The 17,234-nt window shown below is 68.3% G+C and carries 13 protein-coding genes and 1 tRNA gene; 3 read left to right on the top strand and 11 right to left on the bottom strand.

Annotated elements, in window-relative coordinates; translation table 11 throughout:
• Positions 1 to 8: 8 nt before the first annotated feature.
• Genes GVV86_RS06050 through GVV86_RS06025 form a run of 6 tightly spaced genes read right to left on the bottom strand, consistent with a single transcriptional unit; the run spans position 9 to position 7,431 of the window.
• Entirely contained in the window at positions 9 to 1,766 is a 1,758-nt protein-coding gene (locus GVV86_RS06050) for a protein kinase domain-containing protein (protein WP_159802032.1), read from the bottom strand.
• Complete coding sequence (locus GVV86_RS06045; RefSeq protein ID WP_159617373.1) at positions 1,763 to 3,205, bottom strand: peptidoglycan D,D-transpeptidase FtsI family protein; 1,443 nt, start codon at positions 3,203 to 3,205, stop codon at positions 1,763 to 1,765. Before GVV86_RS06045 ends, GVV86_RS06050 begins: the two co-directional genes overlap by 4 nt.
• Positions 3,202 to 4,620: an FtsW/RodA/SpoVE family cell cycle protein gene (locus GVV86_RS06040; protein WP_159802029.1), complete on the bottom strand. Its 1,419-nt coding sequence runs from the start codon at positions 4,618 to 4,620 to the stop codon at positions 3,202 to 3,204. Before GVV86_RS06040 ends, GVV86_RS06045 begins: the two co-directional genes overlap by 4 nt.
• Positions 4,617 to 6,221 (bottom strand): PP2C family protein-serine/threonine phosphatase, encoded by a 1,605-nt coding sequence (locus tag GVV86_RS06035; protein ID WP_246669888.1) that lies wholly within the window; start codon positions 6,219 to 6,221, stop codon positions 4,617 to 4,619. Before GVV86_RS06035 ends, GVV86_RS06040 begins: the two co-directional genes overlap by 4 nt.
• 2 nt (positions 6,222 to 6,223) lie before the next feature.
• Positions 6,224 to 6,703: an FHA domain-containing protein FhaB/FipA gene (locus GVV86_RS06030; protein ID WP_159802026.1), complete on the bottom strand. Its 480-nt coding sequence runs from the start codon at positions 6,701 to 6,703 to the stop codon at positions 6,224 to 6,226.
• The gene (locus GVV86_RS06025; RefSeq protein ID WP_159617370.1) at positions 6,700 to 7,431 is read right to left on the bottom strand and encodes an FHA domain-containing protein; all 732 of its coding nucleotides are present in this window, start codon (positions 7,429 to 7,431) and stop codon (positions 6,700 to 6,702) included. Before GVV86_RS06025 ends, GVV86_RS06030 begins: the two co-directional genes overlap by 4 nt.
• A 336-nt stretch (positions 7,432 to 7,767) precedes the next feature.
• Between GVV86_RS06025 and GVV86_RS06020 the strand changes: the two genes are divergently transcribed.
• Positions 7,768 to 7,853, top strand: a tRNA-Leu gene (locus GVV86_RS06020).
• A gap of 87 nt (positions 7,854 to 7,940) precedes the next feature.
• Here the strand turns inward: GVV86_RS06020 and GVV86_RS06015 are convergent.
• The 4 genes from GVV86_RS06015 to GVV86_RS06000 form a co-directional block, all read right to left on the bottom strand.
• Positions 7,941 to 11,363 (bottom strand): error-prone DNA polymerase, encoded by a 3,423-nt coding sequence (locus GVV86_RS06015; RefSeq protein WP_159802023.1) that lies wholly within the window; start codon positions 11,361 to 11,363, stop codon positions 7,941 to 7,943.
• Positions 11,364 to 11,461: 98 nt separating this feature from the next.
• Positions 11,462 to 13,069 carry a DNA polymerase Y family protein gene (locus GVV86_RS06010; RefSeq protein ID WP_159802020.1) on the bottom strand — a complete coding sequence of 536 codons (1,608 nt, stop codon included), beginning with the start codon at positions 13,067 to 13,069 and terminating at the stop codon, positions 11,462 to 11,464.
• Positions 13,069 to 13,869 carry a hypothetical protein gene (locus GVV86_RS06005; RefSeq protein WP_159617367.1) on the bottom strand — a complete coding sequence of 267 codons (801 nt, stop codon included), beginning with the start codon at positions 13,867 to 13,869 and terminating at the stop codon, positions 13,069 to 13,071. The genes GVV86_RS06010 and GVV86_RS06005 overlap by 1 nt, the downstream gene beginning before the upstream one ends.
• Positions 13,870 to 14,002: 133 nt before the next feature.
• Positions 14,003 to 14,416, bottom strand: a complete 414-nt coding sequence (locus GVV86_RS06000) for a DUF5997 family protein (RefSeq protein WP_159617366.1) — start codon at positions 14,414 to 14,416, stop codon at positions 14,003 to 14,005.
• Between the two features lie 58 nt (positions 14,417 to 14,474).
• Between GVV86_RS06000 and GVV86_RS05995 the strand changes: the two genes are divergently transcribed.
• Positions 14,475 to 15,227 carry a LysR family transcriptional regulator substrate-binding protein gene (locus tag GVV86_RS05995; RefSeq protein WP_159802017.1) on the top strand — a complete coding sequence of 251 codons (753 nt, stop codon included), beginning with the start codon at positions 14,475 to 14,477 and terminating at the stop codon, positions 15,225 to 15,227.
• Between the two features lie 198 nt (positions 15,228 to 15,425).
• Here GVV86_RS05995 and GVV86_RS05990 read toward each other — a convergent pair whose 3' ends face one another.
• Positions 15,426 to 16,160 carry a GAF and ANTAR domain-containing protein gene (locus tag GVV86_RS05990; protein WP_159802014.1) on the bottom strand — a complete coding sequence of 245 codons (735 nt, stop codon included), beginning with the start codon at positions 16,158 to 16,160 and terminating at the stop codon, positions 15,426 to 15,428.
• A gap of 466 nt (positions 16,161 to 16,626) precedes the next feature.
• Here GVV86_RS05990 and GVV86_RS05985 point away from each other — a divergent pair, with 466 nt between their 5' ends.
• The gene (locus GVV86_RS05985; RefSeq protein ID WP_159617363.1) at positions 16,627 to 17,178 is read left to right on the top strand and encodes an SRPBCC family protein; all 552 of its coding nucleotides are present in this window, start codon (positions 16,627 to 16,629) and stop codon (positions 17,176 to 17,178) included.
• Positions 17,179 to 17,234 lie beyond the last annotated feature (56 nt).

Below are 17,234 nucleotides of genomic sequence, written 5' to 3'. Positions count from 1 at the left end.
ACGGTGGCTCACGATCCCGGGGTTGTCGCGCCGGGCGTGGGCGCAGCCGAAGCCTCGTCGTCCTCGACCGGCGGCGTCGTGGGAGGGGGGCCCGAGGAGACGATGTACCGGACCTCGGAACCCTCGTTGATGTTCGTGCCTTCGGCGGGATCGATCCGGAGGACCGAGCCCTGCGGCTGGTCGGACACCTCGGATCCGGCGTTGACCGGAGCCAGGCCCGCATCGACGAGACGCTGGCGGACCGTTCCCTCGTCCTGGCCCACGAGGCCACCGGGGACGGCGACCTGGCGGGGGCCCTCCGAGAAGGTCAGCTGGATGGTCTGGCCGGGGCTTACGGTGCCGACCGGGTTGATGTCGATCACCGTGCCGGCCGGCTCGAGCGATGGCTCGCCGCTGCGGTTCACCGACAGTCCCAGGGCGGTGAGCTCCGCCGTGACCTCGTCAACATTCCTTCCCAGGTATGCATTCGGGTCAATCACGATCGCCGCGGGCTCCGGTGTCGTCTGCTCCGGCGTCGGAGAAGGCGTCGTCGGCGTGGGGCGCGGACTCGGAGGGGTCGAGCGGGGGGCGGAACTCGTCGTCGCGGGCGCGGGGTCTCCGCGTTCGCCCGTCAGGAGCGGCCAGATGAGGATCGACGCCAGCGCCAGGAGGCCGATGAGCAGAAGGATGATGACGGGGAGCAGCCAGGGGTTGCGGCGGCGCTCCTCGCGTTCCTGCGGGACGCCCGGTTCCACCTCCTCCTCGGTCCAGTCCCGGGAAGCGGCAAGACCGCCGGTCCCTGCGGCGGCCGGAACCGCGGCCGCCGCGGCGACCGTCGGCATCGCGGAGGTCGACGGAGCTGGCACCGTGCGCGTGGCCGCGGTGTCCTGGCGGGGCACGGCGGCGGTCGCCTCGGCGTCGCCTCCGAACAGGAGCATCCCGGGGACCGCGGCCTCGGCGACGCGGATCGAACCGGCCCGGATGGCGTCAACGGCGCGGGACAGGGATTCAGCATCCGCCGGCCGGTCGGACGGGTCCTTTGCGAGCATCGAGGCGATCAGTGCCCGCACCGGGTGCGGGATGTGCTCCGGAAGCGGCGGCGGGGCGTCATTGACCTGGGCCAGGGCGATGGCGATCTGCGACTCTCCGGAGAAGGGGCGCCGGCCGGCCAGCAGCTCGTACCCGATAACGCCCAGGGCGTAGATGTCGCTCGAGCCGGTGGCCTGCTGCCCGGTGGCCTGCTCCGGCGCGAGGTACTGGGCGGTGCCCATCACCTGGCCCGTCGCGGTCAGCGGCACCTGGTCGGCAAGCCGGGCAATGCCGAAGTCGGTGATCTTCACGCGCCCGTCGGGGAGGACGAGGATGTTTCCCGGCTTCACGTCGCGGTGCACGAGTCCCTGCCGGTGCGCGACAGCGAGGGCGGTGGCGGTCTGGCCGATGATCGAGAGGGCGCGGTCCGGGGAGAGCACCCCTTCGCGCTCGATCACCGCCGAGAGGGGCTGGCCGGGCACCAGTTCCATGACGAGGTAGGCCGAGCCTTCCTCCTCGCCGTAGTCGAAGACGTTGGCGATGCCCTCGTGGTTCAGCAGGGCCGTATGGCGGGCCTCGGCGCGGAAGCGGTTCAGGAACGCCGGGTCCCCCGAATATTCCTCCTTCAGGATCTTGATGGCGACTACCCGGCCCAGCACCTTGTCCCGGGCCTTCCACACCTCGCCCATGCCGCCGATGGCAATGCGTTCGGTGAGCTGGAATCTGCCGCCCAGGGTGATACCCGACGTAGGCCTCACTGGTTCAACACCGCCTCAAAGATCTGCTTGGCAATTGGACTTGTGAGCTGCGATCCCGTAGCCAGGTCGACATCCTCCATGACGATCGTGACGGCGACCTGGGGGTCGTCCGCCGGGGCGAAGCCGGTGAACCAGGCGTTGTCTCCGCGCCCTTCGACCTCGGCGGTGCCGGTCTTGCCCGCGACCTCGACGCCCGGAATCTGGGCGCCCCGGGCGGTTCCGTTGTCCACAACGTTCACCATCCACTCGGTCAGCTGGTCCGCAGTGCCGGCGCTGACGGATTCGTGGAGGACCTGGGGTGAGGGTGAATCGATCAGCTCGAGGTCGGCGGCCCGCACGGCCTTGATGAGGTTCGGCTTCATCAGGACGCCGTTGTTGGCTATCGCCGAGGTAACCATGGCGATCTGCAGCGGAGTCACCTTGACGTCGAACTGGCCGATGGCCGACTGGGCGAGCTCGGGCTGGCTGAGGTCGCTGGGGAACTGGCTGGCCTCGACGGCCACGGGGATTTGGTGCCTCTCCCCGAAGCCGAACAGCCGGGCCTGTTCCTGGATGGCATCCTCGCCGACGTCCCAGGCGATCTGGGCGAACGGTGTGTTGCAGGACTGCTCGAGGGCGAATTCCAGGTCGGCGGTCGTGCGCGTGGCGCAGGTTCCATTGACGTAGTTGGGCAGGCCGATCGTGGTGCCGGGAAGGGGGAGCACGGGCGGGTTGGGAATCTGGGATTCGGCGTCGTAGTCGCCGGATTCGAGCGCCGCCGCGGCGACCACCAGCTTGAAGACCGATCCCGGGGCCACCAGGGATTCGGTGGCCGGGTTGCGGTAGATCGACAGGCCCGGGACCGCCGAGAGCTGTTCGACGTTCCGGGCAGCGATCTCGGTGTCGTGGACGGCGATCAGGTTCGGATCGTAGGAGGGCTTGGAGACCATGGCGAGGATGTTCCCGGTCTCGGGCTCGGTGACGACGATGGAGCCGCGCTGTCCTTCCGGGATCAGATCCCAGGCAAGCTGCTGGATCTGGGGGTCGATGGTGAGCTCCACCGAGGCGCCCTGGCTGCTGGCGCCGGAGAGGAGCCCAACGACCCGGTCGTAGAACAGCTCGTCGCTGGTGCCCGAGAGCAGGCCGGCCGAGGCCTGCTCGAGCTGCGTGGACCCGTTGACCAGGGAGTAGAACCCGGTCAGGTGGGCGTAAAGGTTCGGCTCCTTGTAGACCCGCTGGTAGTTGAACTGGTCGTTGGAGGGCACCGACTCCGCCACTGCCTTGCCGTCCACGAGGATCGCCCCACGGGGCCGGCCGAAGTCCTGGTAGAGCTGCCGGTTGTTCCAGTCGTTGGTGTTGAGTTCCTCGGCCTCGAAGAACTGGACGTAGGTCAGCGATCCGAGAATGAGGGCGAACATCCCGATCGCCACCACCCATGCGCTGCGGATTGCTTGGTTCAACGTGATCCCTCCTTGGGGCGCCGCGGAAGCGCCCCCCTGCCTGAAACCGACGGAACTGTGGCCGGTTCACTGGGGGCGGCCGTCCGCACCGGTCGGCGGGCGGTCTCCGAAATCAGCAGCAGCAGGGCGACGATGATCCAGTTGGCCAGCAGGGATGACCCGCCCGCGGACATGAACGGGGTGGTGAGCCCGGTCAGGGGAATCAGCCGGGTGATGCCGCCGATGACCACGAAACACTGGAGGGCGATGGTGAAGGAAAGGCCGCAGGCCAGCAGCTTCCCGAACCCGTCCTTGGTGCCTAGGGCCGCCCGGAACCCGCGGGAGACGAGGAGGATATACAGCAGGATGATGGCGAACACGCCGATCATGCCGAGCTCCTCGCCAAGCGCGGCGATGATCATGTCGCTGTTGGCATATGTTACGAGGTCGGGCCGGCCCTGGCCGAACCCGGTCCCGGCCAGCCCGCCGTTGGCCAGCCCGAAGAGCCCCTGCACCACCTGCTGGCTTCCGCCCGGGGCCCGGTTGTACACCTCGGGGTCGAAGGCGTTGAGCCAGCTGTCGAAGCGGAGCGCGACATGGCTGAACAGCTGAAGGGCGATGAAGGTGCCGACGCCGATCATGGCGAGCCCGATCAATACCCAGCTCACCCGGCTCGTCGCCACATAGATCATGGCCATGAACAGGCCGAAGAAGAGGATCGAGGACCCGAGGTCGCGCTGCAGGACCAGCACGCCGATGCTCACGAGCCAGGCGGCGACCATCGGGGCAAGGTCCTTGAACCGGGGGAGCTGGAGGGGTCCGAGTTTCTTGCCGGCCAGCAGAATCAGGTCCCGGTTGGTGGAGAGGTATCCGGCGAAGAAGATGGCCAGGGTGATTTTGGCGACCTCCCCCGGCTGGAAGGTGCCGAAGCCGACATTGATCCAGATGCGCGCACCGTTAATCGGCAGGCCGATCGGGGTCAGCGGCAGCATCAGCAGGATGGCGCTGACGATCAGCGAAATGTAGGTGAACCGGCGGAGGAGGCGGTGGTCGCGCAGGAAGATCAACAGGAATGAGGCCGCAACGATCGCCACCGCCGTCCAGGTCAGCTGCTGCGGCGCCACGGGGACGAAGTCCGGGTTCTCCATCCGGGGCAGGTCGAGCCGGTGGATCATGGCAAGACCAATCCCGTTCAGGGCGACGACGATCGGAAGTATCACGGGATCTGCATATTTCGCGCGGATGCGGAGGATGAAGTGAACGAGGATCCCCATGCCCACCAGGGTGGACGCCTGCCTCCAGAAGTAGTCGTTGAAGGGCTCCTCGCGTTCAAGCCCCGCTACGAAGTTGGCACCAACGGCCACGGCGAAGGCGAGCAGCAGCAGCACCGCCTCCACATTTCGCCGCGAGCGGGGGACGGTCAGGACATCGCTCATTCGAGGTTGCCTCCACAGTCGGCGGTGACGACTCCGGGGTCCGTCTGAGCATCCGAGGGTGACGGCTGGGCCCGCGGGGTCGACGTCGCGCCCGCGGATGCCGAAGGTGACGCGGACGGGGATGCGGAACGTGATGCCGATGGGGTTGCCGTCGGCGTGGGGGACGCGGAGGCGGACGGGCCGGGGGTCGGTTCGGCGCTCGGGCCGTCGGTGGCCTGAGGGCCTCCCTCCGGCGCGCAGCCCACGGCGCGCAGTTCACCCCGCAGGTCCTCAATGATGCGTTCGGCTTCCTGGAGGTCACTGGCGGGCAGGCCGTCCTCCAGCTGGGAGCGCCGGAACTCCGGGAGGTTCGACACCGGAATGGTGGTCCGCTCGTAGACGTGGCTGAGCTGGATGGGACCCAGCGTCTGCGGGACACCGTTGTAGACGGCCACCCGGTCCCCCGCCGCCGCAACGTAGAACCGGGTCTGCGTCCAGGTGTAGCCAAATCCGAGGACGGCCAGCAGGATCAGCACCCCGAGCGTGACGAAGGCCGGGCCCAGCCAGCGGCGGACCCGGGGCGCCGGTGCCTCCTCGAGGGGGCCGGCGGGCGCCTGGGCCTTGTGGGTGAGCATCAGGGCCGCCCGCCGCTCGGTTGAGCGCTGGGTGACGATCGGGATCTGGCCGGTCTCGGTGGCAAGCGCCGCGGCGCCCACAAGCAGGTGCGGCCGGCTGAGGAGGTCCGCACGGATCAGGTCGGCGCGCACGGCCGGCTCGGCGGGTCCCTCGGAAGCGGCGGCTGAGGCGTCGGCGGGTCCCGACGAAGCCTCGCGCTCCCCTGCCGCCTCACGGGCCGAGGGGAGAACCGGGCGCAGCTCCGGTTCTGGCTCGTCGCCGGTGGTCAGGGCGACCTCGATGACGGCGACCGTGACATTGTCCGGTGACCCGCCGGCCAGGGTGAGCTCCACCAGCGCGTTGACGCACTCGTCAAGGTTCGGGGTCTCCCGAACGATCTGCTCAACCATGCGGTCGTTCAGCACCGCCGTGAGTCCATCCGAACAGAGAAGCCACCGCTCGCCCGGCTCGACCTCAAGGGTCTGCAGATCCAATTCCGGGCTCGCATCGACATCGCCCAGCACCCGCATCAGGACGTTCTTGTGGGGGTGCACATCGGCTTCCTCGGGGCGGAGCCGGCCTTCATCGATCAGGCGCTGCACGAACGTGTGATCGGTGGTGATCTGCTCAAAGACGCCGTTTTTCAGCCGGTAGGCCCTCGAGTCACCGATATGGGCCAGTTCGAGCCGGTCCCCGTTCAGCAGCAGGGCAGTCACCGTGGTGCCCATCCCGGCGAGCTGCGGATTGGTGCTGACGAGTTCCGAAAGCAGGGAGTTGGCGGTCTGGATCTCGTCGGCCAGTTCGGTGCCGGCGTCCCCGCGCTGATGGCTGCGGTCAAGGTGGACCAGGTCCAGGACGGTGGAGGCCGAGGCGATGTTCCCTCCGGCGTGGCCGCCCATCCCGTCGGCGACCACGGCGAGGTAGCGGCCCACATAGGCGGAGTCGTCGTTCTTGGCGCGGACCATGCCCACGTCGGAGCGCGCGGCGAACCGCAGGAAGTAGGCCATGGTTATGGCCTCAATTCGATAACCGTCTTACCGATCCGGATGGGCACGCCGGGGTCGACGGGGAGGGCGCGGGTCAGCTGGTTCCCCGCAAGGTAGGTTCCGTTCGTCGAGCCAAGGTCCTCGATGAACCACCGGCTTCCCTGCGGGAACAGCCTCGCGTGCCGGCCCGAGGCATAGTCGTCCTCGAGCACCAGCGTCGCCTCCTGTGCGCGGCCGAGCAGGATCGGGCTCGCGGCGAGGTCAAGCGTGGTTCCCGTCAGGGGGCCTTCGGTCACCATGAGCCGGCGGGCCTGGGGCCGGGGCGGCGCCGGCTCCTCCACCAGTTCCGGGTGCTTCCGGGCCTGCCTCGGGGAGGGCGAGCCGGTCTTGTTGCGCTGGCCCACCACCAGGTCACGGCGAAGGGCGCTGACGGTGCTGATCACCAGGATCCACACAAGAAGCAGGAATCCGTAGCGCAGCAGCGTCACGGTCAGTTCGCTCATATCCGGTGTCCACCGTTCTGGACGGGAACCAGTCGGAAGGTCATGCGGGTGCGGCCCATGGTGATCATCGAGCCGTCGGTGAGTTCGGTCTGGCCCTGGACGCGCTGGCCGTTGACGAAACTGCCGTTGGTCGAGCCGAGTTCGATGGCGACGGCCCGTCCACCGTCGGTGCGGATTTCAAGGTGGCGCCGCGAGACGCCGGTGTCCTCGACGAGGATGTCCGCCTCGGAGGACCTACCCAGGACGATTGACCCGGCGTTGAGTGAGTAGCGCTGGCCTTCGAGTTCGAGGATGGGCTGGTACTGCACGGGCTGGCGCGCGGGAGCCGCCGGCGCGGCGGGCGACCGGGACCCCGGCTGCTTTTCGATACTTGAGTCGACCTCGAAGACGCCGGGCTTCAGCGCCGGATCATTGGCGAAGGAGACGCGCACCGGGCCCTGGAGGGTGTACTGCTGGCTGTTGACGTGCCGGATGACGACGTCGCACAGCTCTTCGGCGAGGGCCGATCCCCACTGTTGGGCCTGTTCGAAGTCAGGGTCCGAGAGGCGGGCAGTGAAGACGTTGGGGGCCAGGGTGCGTCCCTCGGCCAGAACCAGCGACTTGTGGTCGAGTTCGCGCCGCAGGGAGCTGGCGATCTCCACGGGCTGGACCCGGGAGCGGGATCCGGTGCTGAAGGCGCCCCGGACCAGCTTTTCCAAGCCACGTTCAACATTGTCGAGAATGCCCATGTGCCACCTCCTAACCGCTCGCTGCCTGATGTCTTGTCCGGTGCCGTGCTCGTGGACCTGTACGGTACCCAAGGTCCCGGGCGAAAGTGCCCAGGACCGTATCAACGCGGGTGCGTTCCCTTCGATACTACTGGGATGGCCTGGTAATAACCTTATTGAGGGCCCGGCCCGCCGCGGCCGCGCCGCCCGGAAGCCCGCCGGGTGCGGGGAGGGAGAGCCGGCGCCCGCGGACTGCCGCCCTGGCTCGTTTAGGTATTTTCTGGGATGCTCCGTTATGCTTATTTCTGCTGTTCACAAGTGAAACCGGAACGAATCGGTAAGCTTGGAAACTTTTCTGCGCGAGTGGCGGAACGGCAGACGCGCTGGCTTCAGGTGCCAGTATCCGAAAGGGTGTGGGGGTTCAAATCCCCCCTCGCGCACCAGACAAGACACCCCGGCCCGGCGGCCGGGGTGTCTTTTGTTGTCCGGTGCCTTCTGTTGTCTGCCATCCGCGGCCAGGCTCCCATTGGTCAGCGGAAATCCCGGGAGCGCGTGGTCGCCTTGAGCTGGAGCACCTCGATGCGGTCCGCCACCAGGTTCACGACCCCTTCGGCCGAGCGTTCGAGTATGCCGCGGACAATCACACTGCTGGCTTCCCGGGCCACCCGGCGGTGGCGCTGCCACACGCCCACGGAGCAAATCACATTGACCAGCCCGGTTTCGTCCTCAAGGTTCATGAAGGTGATTCCGCTGGCGGTTGCCGGGCGCTGCCGGTGGGTCACCACCCCTCCGGCCTCCACGCGCCGCCCCGGTTCGGCCACCTGCAGTTCGGCCGCGCTAAGGGCGCCCCGGCGCTTCAGCCTCTCCCGCACATGCCGCACCGGATGGTCATCGGGAGTGATCCCGGTGGCCCACAGATCCGAGCCCACGGCGTCGATCCCCGACAGCTCCGGCAGCAACGGGGGCTGGATGTAGACAGCCGTTCCCTTGATCTGCCCCTCCCGTTCGGTGGCGGCCGGGCCGGCGTTCCACAGCGCCTCGCGCCGGGACAGGCCCATTGAATCAAACGCCCCGGCGGCGGCGAGCAGTTCGAGCTGCGCGGCAGTGAGTTCGGTGCGCCGGACCAGGTCGCCCATGTCCTCGAAGGGTCCGGAATGAGTGCGCTCGTCCACGATCCTCCGGGCGACCTTCGCGCCGATGGACTGGACGCTGTCCAGGCCAAGGCGCACGGCGTAGTTGCCGTCGCGCCGGTGCCGGGTCGAATCGAACGGGATGCTGCGGTCGAACGGTTCGACCGGCGGCTGCTGGTCCTCGACGCAGCAGTCGGCCCCGGTGGTGCGGCCCCGGCGTTCCGGCCCGGGGGTGAAGCCGGGAAGGGGCTCAAGGCCGGCGTAAACCCCGGAGTGGAGGATATCCGGGCGCAGCACCTGAACCCCGTGGCGGCGGGCATCGGCGACAAGGGTCTGCGGCGAGTAGAAGCCCATGGGCTGGGCCCGCAGCAGTGAGGCAAGGAAGGCCCCCGGGTAGTGGAGCCTCAGCCAGGCGCTGACGTAGACCAGCAGCGCGAAGCTGATGGAGTGGCTTTCCGCGAAGCCGAAGTTCGCGAACGCCTGGATCTTGTTGTAAATGGCATCGGCCGTGTCCGGGGGGATCCCCTTCGCGGCCATGCCCTCGTACAGCCGGGCCTTCAACGATTCGATCCGTTCCTCGCCGCGCTTGGACCCCATCGCACGGCGCAGGAGGTCGGCGTCGGCCCCTGAACAGCCCCCCACCACCATGGCCATCTGCATCAGCTGTTCCTGGAACAGCGGCACGCCGAGGGTCCGCTCCAGGACGGGTTCGAGGTCCGGATGGAGGTAGCGGACCTCCTCCTCGCCCATTTTGCGTTTGATATAGGGGTGGACGGCTCCGCCCTGGATGGGCCCGGGCCGCACCAGGGCCACCTCGATGACCAGATCGTAGAACTGGCGGGGCTGCAGCCGGGGAAGCATTCCCATCTGGGCCCGGCTCTCCACCTGGAAGACCCCCACCGAATCGGCGAAGCACAGCATGTCGTAGACGCCCTGTTCCTCCTTGGGGATGGTTGCCAGCTCCCATTTCTCGCCGAAGTGTTCCTCCACCAAGTCGAAGTTGTACTGGATCGCGGCGAGGATCCCGAGGCCCAGCAGGTCGAACTTCACCAGCCCCATCCACGCGCAGTCGTCCTTGTCCCACTGCAGGACCGTGCGCCCCTCCATCCGTCCATGCTCAATGGGGCATACTTCTCCCACGGGCCGGTCCGTGAGCACCATGCCGCCCGAATGGATTCCCAGATGCCGCGGAAAGGTCAGGATGCTCCGGGCGAGCTCGACCACGGGTTCGGGGATGTCATGGTCGGTGCTGGAGACAAGGCCTCCCCAGCGCTCCACCTGCTTGGACCAGGCATCCTGCTGTCCCGGGCTGTGCCCCAGCGCCTTGGCCATGTCCCGCACCGCGAACTTGGGACGGTAGGTAATGACATTGGCCACCTGGGCGGCGTTGAACCGCCCGTACTTGCGGTAGACGTACTGGATGACCTCCTCGCGCCGGTCCGAATCAAAGTCGACGTCGATGTCGGGCTCCTCATCGCGCATGCTGGAAAGGAAGCGTTCGAAGGGCAGCTGGTACTTGATCGAATCCACGGCCGTGATCTCCAGCAGGTAGCACACGGCCGAATTGGCCGCCGATCCCCTCCCCTGGCACAAGATGCCCTGGCTCCGCGCGAACTGCACCAGGTCGTGGACGATGAGGAAGTAGCCTGGGAAGTTCTTGCTCTCGATCACGTCGAGCTCCCGCTGGATCCGGTCCCGGACCTCCTCCCGGCCGGAATAGAGCCGGTCCGCCCCCTCCCACACAAGCCGGCGCAGGTAGCTCATCTGCGTGTGGCCCTCCGGCAGGTCGAGGTTCGGCAGGCCGGGCCTAACACTGCGCAGCCGGAACGCCAGATCCGCCGCGAGGTCGACGGTGCGCTCCACGGCGCCCGGGTACGCCCGAAACCGCGCCGCCATTTCGGCGCCGCTGCGCAGGTGTGCGGTGCCCGCCGCCGGAAGCCAGCCGTCCATCTGGTCGAGGCTCCGGCGCGCCCGCACCGCAGCCAGTGCCGTGGCGGTCCGGTACCGGCCCGGGTCGGCATAGTGAACATTGTTGGTGGCCACCAGCGGCAGGTCCATCCGGGCGGCCAGGGCGGCCAGGGCGTCATTGGTGACGCTGTCCGTGGGATTGCCGTGGTCGAAGAGCTCGACGGCCACGTTGTCCCGGCCGAACAGTTCGGCCAGGTGCCGAAGTTCCGCTTCCGCCGCCGGTGCGCCGCCGGAGGCAAGGGCCTGCCGGACGGTGCCCTTCCGGCACCCGGTGAGGATGAAGAAGTGGCCCGCGGACCGCGCAGCGAGCTCCCCGACGTCGTACCGGGGCCTGCCCTTCTCCGCACCGCGGGAAAGCTGCGCCGCGGTGATGGCCCCGGCCAGGCGGTGGTAGCCGGCCGATCCCCGGGCCAGGACCAGCAGGTGGCTGCCTTCGGGGTCCGCCTCCCCGTTCTGGGGCTTGGACAGCCCGAGGGAGAGCTCGGCGCCGTAGATGGTGGAGAGCCCCTGGTGCTTCTCGGCCGCCTCCGCGAAGCGGACCGCCCCGTACAGTCCGTCATGGTCGGTCAGGGCGAGGCCCTGCAGCCGGAGCCGCCGGGCCTCCTCAATGAGGTGTTCGGGGCTTGAGGCCCCGTCAAGGAAGCTGAAATTCGAGTGCACGTGGAGTTCGGCATAGGGCACCGCGGGCCCGGCATCCGGTTCGGGGCCGGACGGCTGGGTGTAGGGCTGGCGCTTGCGCGACCAGGCCGGACTGTCCCCGCCGTCGGCGCCCGGAGGAGGCAGCCCCGGCCGGGTGGAATCCGAGAGATTCCGCTCAAAGTCCGACCACGGTACGGGCGGGTTGCTCCATCCCATGGTCGGCTCCTGATTGGTGGTGGTGGTGGCGGCGGTTGGGCCGGCGCATCGGCCGGCGGGTCAGTGAATTAGTGGTTAGTGCATTGGTGGTCTGTGCATCAGTCATAGGTGGCTTCGGCCCACCACCGGTGGTCCTCGAGGAGGAACAGCCAGGCCGAGCCCGACGGATCCACCAGCTGGAACCGGTTCAGGACCCGGCCCGCCGGATCCCACCAGCGCTCGGTGATCGGCCAGGGCCCGGCCCAGGACTGCACCGGCCACCGCGGTCCGGTGTTCCGGCCGGCCGAAAAAAACGCGGGGTCCGCGCTGAGCACCCCCCGGCCGTCGACGTCGACGCCGTTTCCCGCGGCATCGACGACGACGGCCGGAACCGGTTCGGCAAACACCGTGGCGGGGACGGGCCCGGGCAGCCTCCCCGGCCAGGGCAGGTTCCGGTCCCGGGGAAGCGTGCCGGCGGAGCCTGGGGCTGCGTCGCCCCAGGGGATGTAGACGCGGCGGTCCGCCAGGAGACGCCCGCCGGCAATAATCGCCGTGAGGACGGCGCCGTGGCCGAGCATGCTCTGGATCCGGGCCAGGCCGTGGTGGACGCTCTCGTCGGGGCCGGTTCCCCAGAGCCCGTCGGCATGGTCGCCGAGGTCCTCCACAGTCACCGGATCCACATGCACCCGGGTAATGCCCGAGCTCAGCCCGCTGTCGGCGTTCCTTCCCCCCTGCAGTTGCCACCGCACCCGGTCGACCACGTCGTCGGCGTCGAACCAGCGGGGGTGCTGCCAGGTGCGCTCCGACACCTCGCCGGAATCACTGCTCAACACCACCCGCAGTGCCGTGCAGACAAGCCCGGCACCCCGCAGCCGGCCGACGAAGGCTTCGGCGGACATCCGGAAGGCAAAGGCAAGCTGGTCGATGCGGACCAGCGGCGGCTCGAAATCGACGGCGGTGTCCAGCTGCGGCGGGGGCAGGCGCGGCACCACGGCCGCGGAGTCGATCCCGCTGGCCATCCGGTGCGCCAGTGCGCCCTCCTCGCCGAACCGGTTGCGGACATCGGCCGCCTCCAGTGCGGCGAAGTCACCGAGCGAGCGGATCCCCAGGCGGCGCAGCAGCACCGCGAGCTTCGGCTGGTCGAGGACGTCCAGGGGAAACGTGCTGAGGAACCAGGGGGAGCGCCCGGGCGGGATGATGCACAGCGGCGCGTCGGCGTCGTCGGTCTCCTCGGCGACCCGGGCCGCCTGCTCGGCGGCGAACAGGCCGTCGGCGATCCCGATCCGCACATCCGTCAGGCCGATGGCGGCAAGGGTGGTGAAGACGACGGAGGCCAGCTTCTCCTCACTGCCGTAGTAGCGGGAGGGGCCCTTTGCCCGGATTGCGCACAGGCCCGGCCGGAGAACCTGCACCCCGGGCAGGATGGCTTCAACGGCGGCGGTGACCGGTTCGAAGCTGCGCTGGTCGAGGTCCGGGTCGTAGGGCAGGCAGATCAGGTGCGGACACCGGGCCTGGGCCTCGCGGACCCGCAGCCCCCGGCGCACCCCGTCCTGGCGTGCGGCCGGGGAGCAGGCAAAAACCTCTCCCTTGGCCACCAGGGCAAGGGCCGCATCGGCCTCGAGGGAATGTTCACGCAGGGCGGCCGTGATCGGCCAGTCCGGGCACCACAGCAGGAGGGTCCGGGTGGCGGTGGGCGGGGAGCCGTCTCCGGCGGGTGCGCTGTCCATCAGGAGTTCATCAGGGTGGGCCAGAAGAGGGGATCCCCGCCGTCGGCGGAGCCCGGGGTGCCGTCACCAGCCGGGAGGTACCCGCCGGCCGGGTCCCGCAGCCCGTGCTGCAGGTCGGCAAGCCAGAGATAGGCATGCCGGGACCGGCCCGAGGGGTGGGTGGCAGTGATCTTCATCCGGCGGGCGCGCAGGTGACCCCTCCCGGAGCCCAGTCCCTCCCATACACTCTCGGCGACACCCAGGGTTGAGTCGCTCTGCTGCCAGCTCCCCAGAGTGATCATGGCGGCCCCGCGCTGCCGGAGCCTCGCCTTGAGCCGGGCCGTATCGGTGGGGGCGAGGTGTTCGGGTGCGCGCGTCAGGACCACCGACACCACATCGACAAGGGCCGCCGTCACCGTGAGCCACTGGGCTCCCGGGGCGGGCACCAGGATCAGCCGGTCAAGGTTGATTCCGAATTCCCGCGCGGCCTCAACGCTGAACTCGGGCAGCCCGACCACCCCGCACCAGGCCCCCTGGGCGGAGGGCCCGGCCAGTAGCGCCATGGCCAGGGCGGCGGAGTTCCGCACCGAGTAGGAGCCCCCGGACTGCAGGCCGCCGCCGGGCAGGATCCTTGCCAGCGCCGGAACCGTGGGAAGCCGCTTCGAGTCCAGCCGGCTGGTCTGCATCTGGTTGATGCGCTGCTGCAGGTCCGCCGGAAGGATGCCCGGGGACGGCGCCGTAACCAGCCGCGGACCGGACGCGCCGGAGCCGGAGAAGGACGGCTCGTCCTGCTCAAGGGCGCCTGCGGCTGGTGGAGTCACGACTCAATATTCGAATACGTGTTCTATTAAGTCAATCGGAGGCCCGGGCCCGGGAAAGGCCTCAAATGTGCTACGCGGTGGAGGAAAACCGTCGTTAAAAGTGGTTCATCCGGCAGCGGCTGTTCCTGCGCGGCTACTTCTTGTCCGGCCGTGGAGCGGGGTCCTGCTGGGCCCGCTGGGCGTTGCGCTCCTTGACCCGGGCAGCCTCGGCCCGCACCTCCGCCTGGGTGGAGCGTTCAGTGACGAGCCAGGCCGGGGGATCCTGAAGCAGCGCCGTGATCTGCGCGGTGGTCAGTGCCTCGGTGACGCCGCCGCGGGCGAGCCCGCTGACGGAAATCCCCAGCTTCTGCGCCACCACCGGGCGGGGATGCGGGCCGTTGCGGCGCAGCTCGGCGAGCCACTCCGGCGGGCTCTGCTGCAGTTCGTTGAACTCTCCACGCGTCAGTTCCCGCTCCTGGAATTCCGAGGGGGCGGCGGGCAGGAAAATGCCAAGTTTCTTGGCCGCGGTGGCCGGTTTCATGGTCTGCGGGGTTTTTGCGGGGGTCATGATCCAAGCGTAACCGCCCCCGGCACTGCCCCGGCTGCCAGTGGACTAGGGTGAGGTTGTGCCAGAGTTCAAGCCCCGAACGCTTTCCGTGGGCTTCGTCGCCGGCGTCACCCCGGGCAAGTGGGTGGGCCGGTGGCGGGAGCGGCACCCGGACGTGCCGCTGGAGCTGCAGCAGTACGGCGACGACGCCGTGGCCGCCCTGCACTCGGCCGCAGCCGACGTCCTCTTCGTCCGGCTTCCCGTGAACCGCGAGAACCTGTTCATCATCCCGCTGTACGAGGAACAGGCAGTGGTGGTCTCCTCCAAGGAGCATGAAATCTCGCTGTTCGACGAGGTGCCGCTGGCCGAGCTCGAGGCGGAGAACCTGCTCGATGTCGAGGAGTGCGGAGGCCCGGCGGGAGCCGTGGAGGTGGCGGCATCGGGAGCCGGCGTCGTGGTGCTTCCGATGTCCCTGGCCCGGCTGCACGCCCGCCGGGACGCGGTGCACCGGCCGGTGCCGGAACTCCCGGGAACCACGATCGGCATCGCCTGGCTTGAAGGGAACGACTCGCAGGACGTCGAGGAGTTCATCGGGATCGTGCGCGGCAGGACCGAACGCAGTTCGCGCCAGCCCTCGGCCGCGGACGGGCCGCGGAAAAGTGCGTCGCAGAAGGCATCGGCGCGGAAGGCGGCCCAGCAAGGGTCAAAGAAGCAGGCCGCACCGTCCGGCGCGAAACGCTCCGGCGCCAAGCCCGAGCCCCGGAAGGGCTCCGGGAAAGCAGGAAAGCCAGGCTCGGGGACACCCCAGAACCGGCGGGGCCGGCGCCGCTGAACCCCTTCCGCGCTAGCCGGCCCGGACCGGTCCCGCGAGTCTGCAGGTAACCACGTTTTGGGCCCTGCGGAGGGTGGTGAGCTGCAGGTTCGGCGGGGGCCGGAAAAAGAAGATTTCCGCGAGTTTGTAGGTAACCACGTTTTGGGCCCCGCGGAGGGTGGTGAGCTGCAGTTTCAGCAAAGGCGCGGCCGCTTCCGCTCAGGCCTCGAAGTGCGTCTCGGGCTCGCCCTGGCCGATTGATGCCACCACGGAAGCGGCGATGTCGCGGACCTTCCGGTTGCGGCTGCTTGAGACCGACTTGAGGATGTTGAAGGCCTCCTGCTGGCTGCAGCGGTTCTGGGCCATGATGATCCCGATGGCGATATCGATGGCGGTGCGGGATTTCATCGCGGCCTTGAGGTTCGACACCGAGTCGCTGTGCTGGGCCAGGCGGACCGAGAGCATCAGCGCCTTGGAGGTTTGGCGGACAAATCCCTCGGCGGTGCGGATCGACTCCTCGTCGAAGCCTCCGTTCTGCATGGAGTACACGTTCAGCGCCGCCATCGTTCCCGCTTCGAGGTCGAAGGGCACTCCAAGGATCGACTGGACGCCGTGCTGCGAGATGTCGGAGAGGTAGTCGGGCCACCGTTCGTCGGTGGCCACGTCGGCAACATGGACGGTCCGGTGCTCGACGCAGGCGGTCAGGCACGGCCCGTCCGTGTGGCGGTACTGGATCTCGTCGAGCGCCTTGGCCTCGGGGCTGCTGCTGGCCACGGTGCCCGCCCGCCTGCTCCGGAGAAGGGTGACTCCGCAGAGCACCCCGCCGGTGCGGTCAAACAACTGGTTGGCCGAAAACGCCGCGAATTCGTTGAGGAATTCTTCGACATCGTCGGTTTCGAGGATGAGTTCCTGAAGGTAGTCGGTGGGTGTTTGCCCAGCAACCCGGTCGGCCATGATCTCTGGTCCTGTTTCGTTCGGTCGTCCCAGGTGGAGCATCAGCCGCTGGCGCACCCCAGGAATTCAGGGACCGATGCACAAACTCCGGAAGTGTTCGTGATCGGCCTTCTGCTAGACCGTCTAACTAGCCTACACACTATAAAATTGTGGTTTTGTCGAAGGCAGCCGCCGGGTACCCGCCCTGCGGCGGTGTGCCCGGCTCGGATGGCGGCCGTTGCCGACTCGAGCATGCGGACCACGCGGTTAATGGTCTGCTGCGTCGAGATGAGCCCGGCCCGGAACTGGTCGATCGACGTGTTTGAGGCCACTGTGGCGCTGCGGCCGTCGGGCACCGCGCATTAGCCAAATCCAACGGATCTGCATATCCTAAGCGTACTTATTGTTTGATTATCTTGCGAATCACGTGGAGTCCAAGCCGGCCGCGGACAGCGGTCCCGGCCCCACCCCCAAGGAGGAACGCGTTATGGCAACAGTCCAGGAATCGATTGAAGTTTCGGTACCGGTCAGCACGGCCTACAACCAGTGGACACAGTTCGAAACCTTCCCCAAGTTCATGGGCGGCGTCGACTCGGTGACCCAGCTTTCCGCCACCTCCACCCACTGGGTGACAAGCATCGGCGGCGTGAAGCGGGAGTTCGATGCCGAGATCACCGAGCAGCACCCCGATGAGCGGGTGGCGTGGAAGAGCACCGACGGAGAATCCCATGCCGGTGTGGTGACCTTCCACCGGATCGATGACAACACCACCCGGTTGATGGTGCAGCTCGACTGGCACCCCGAGACCTTCAGCGAGAAGATCGGCTCGGTGGTCAACGCCGACAAGCGCCAGGTGAAGGCCGACCTCAAGCGGTTCAAGGAGTTCATCGAGAAGAGCGGCGGTGAGAGCGGCGCATGGCGCGGCGACATCAGCGCGCCCTCGAGCGGAGTCAGCTCGGAGGCATCGCCGGCCAATGGTGACCTTCCGGACCTGTCCCTCGACGACCCGGAGTCGGGCGGACCGCGCGCCGGACAGTAGGCGCAGAGCCGGCGCACGGACGACGACGGCGGGGCACCAACCGGTGCCCCGCCGTC

Source organism: Arthrobacter zhaoguopingii, assembly GCF_009828595.1.
Taxonomy (GTDB): Bacteria; Actinomycetota; Actinomycetes; order Actinomycetales; family Micrococcaceae; genus Arthrobacter_D; species Arthrobacter_D zhaoguopingii.
Note: the sequence above shows the minus strand (reverse complement) of the source record. Positions and strands in the feature narration are given on the sequence as shown.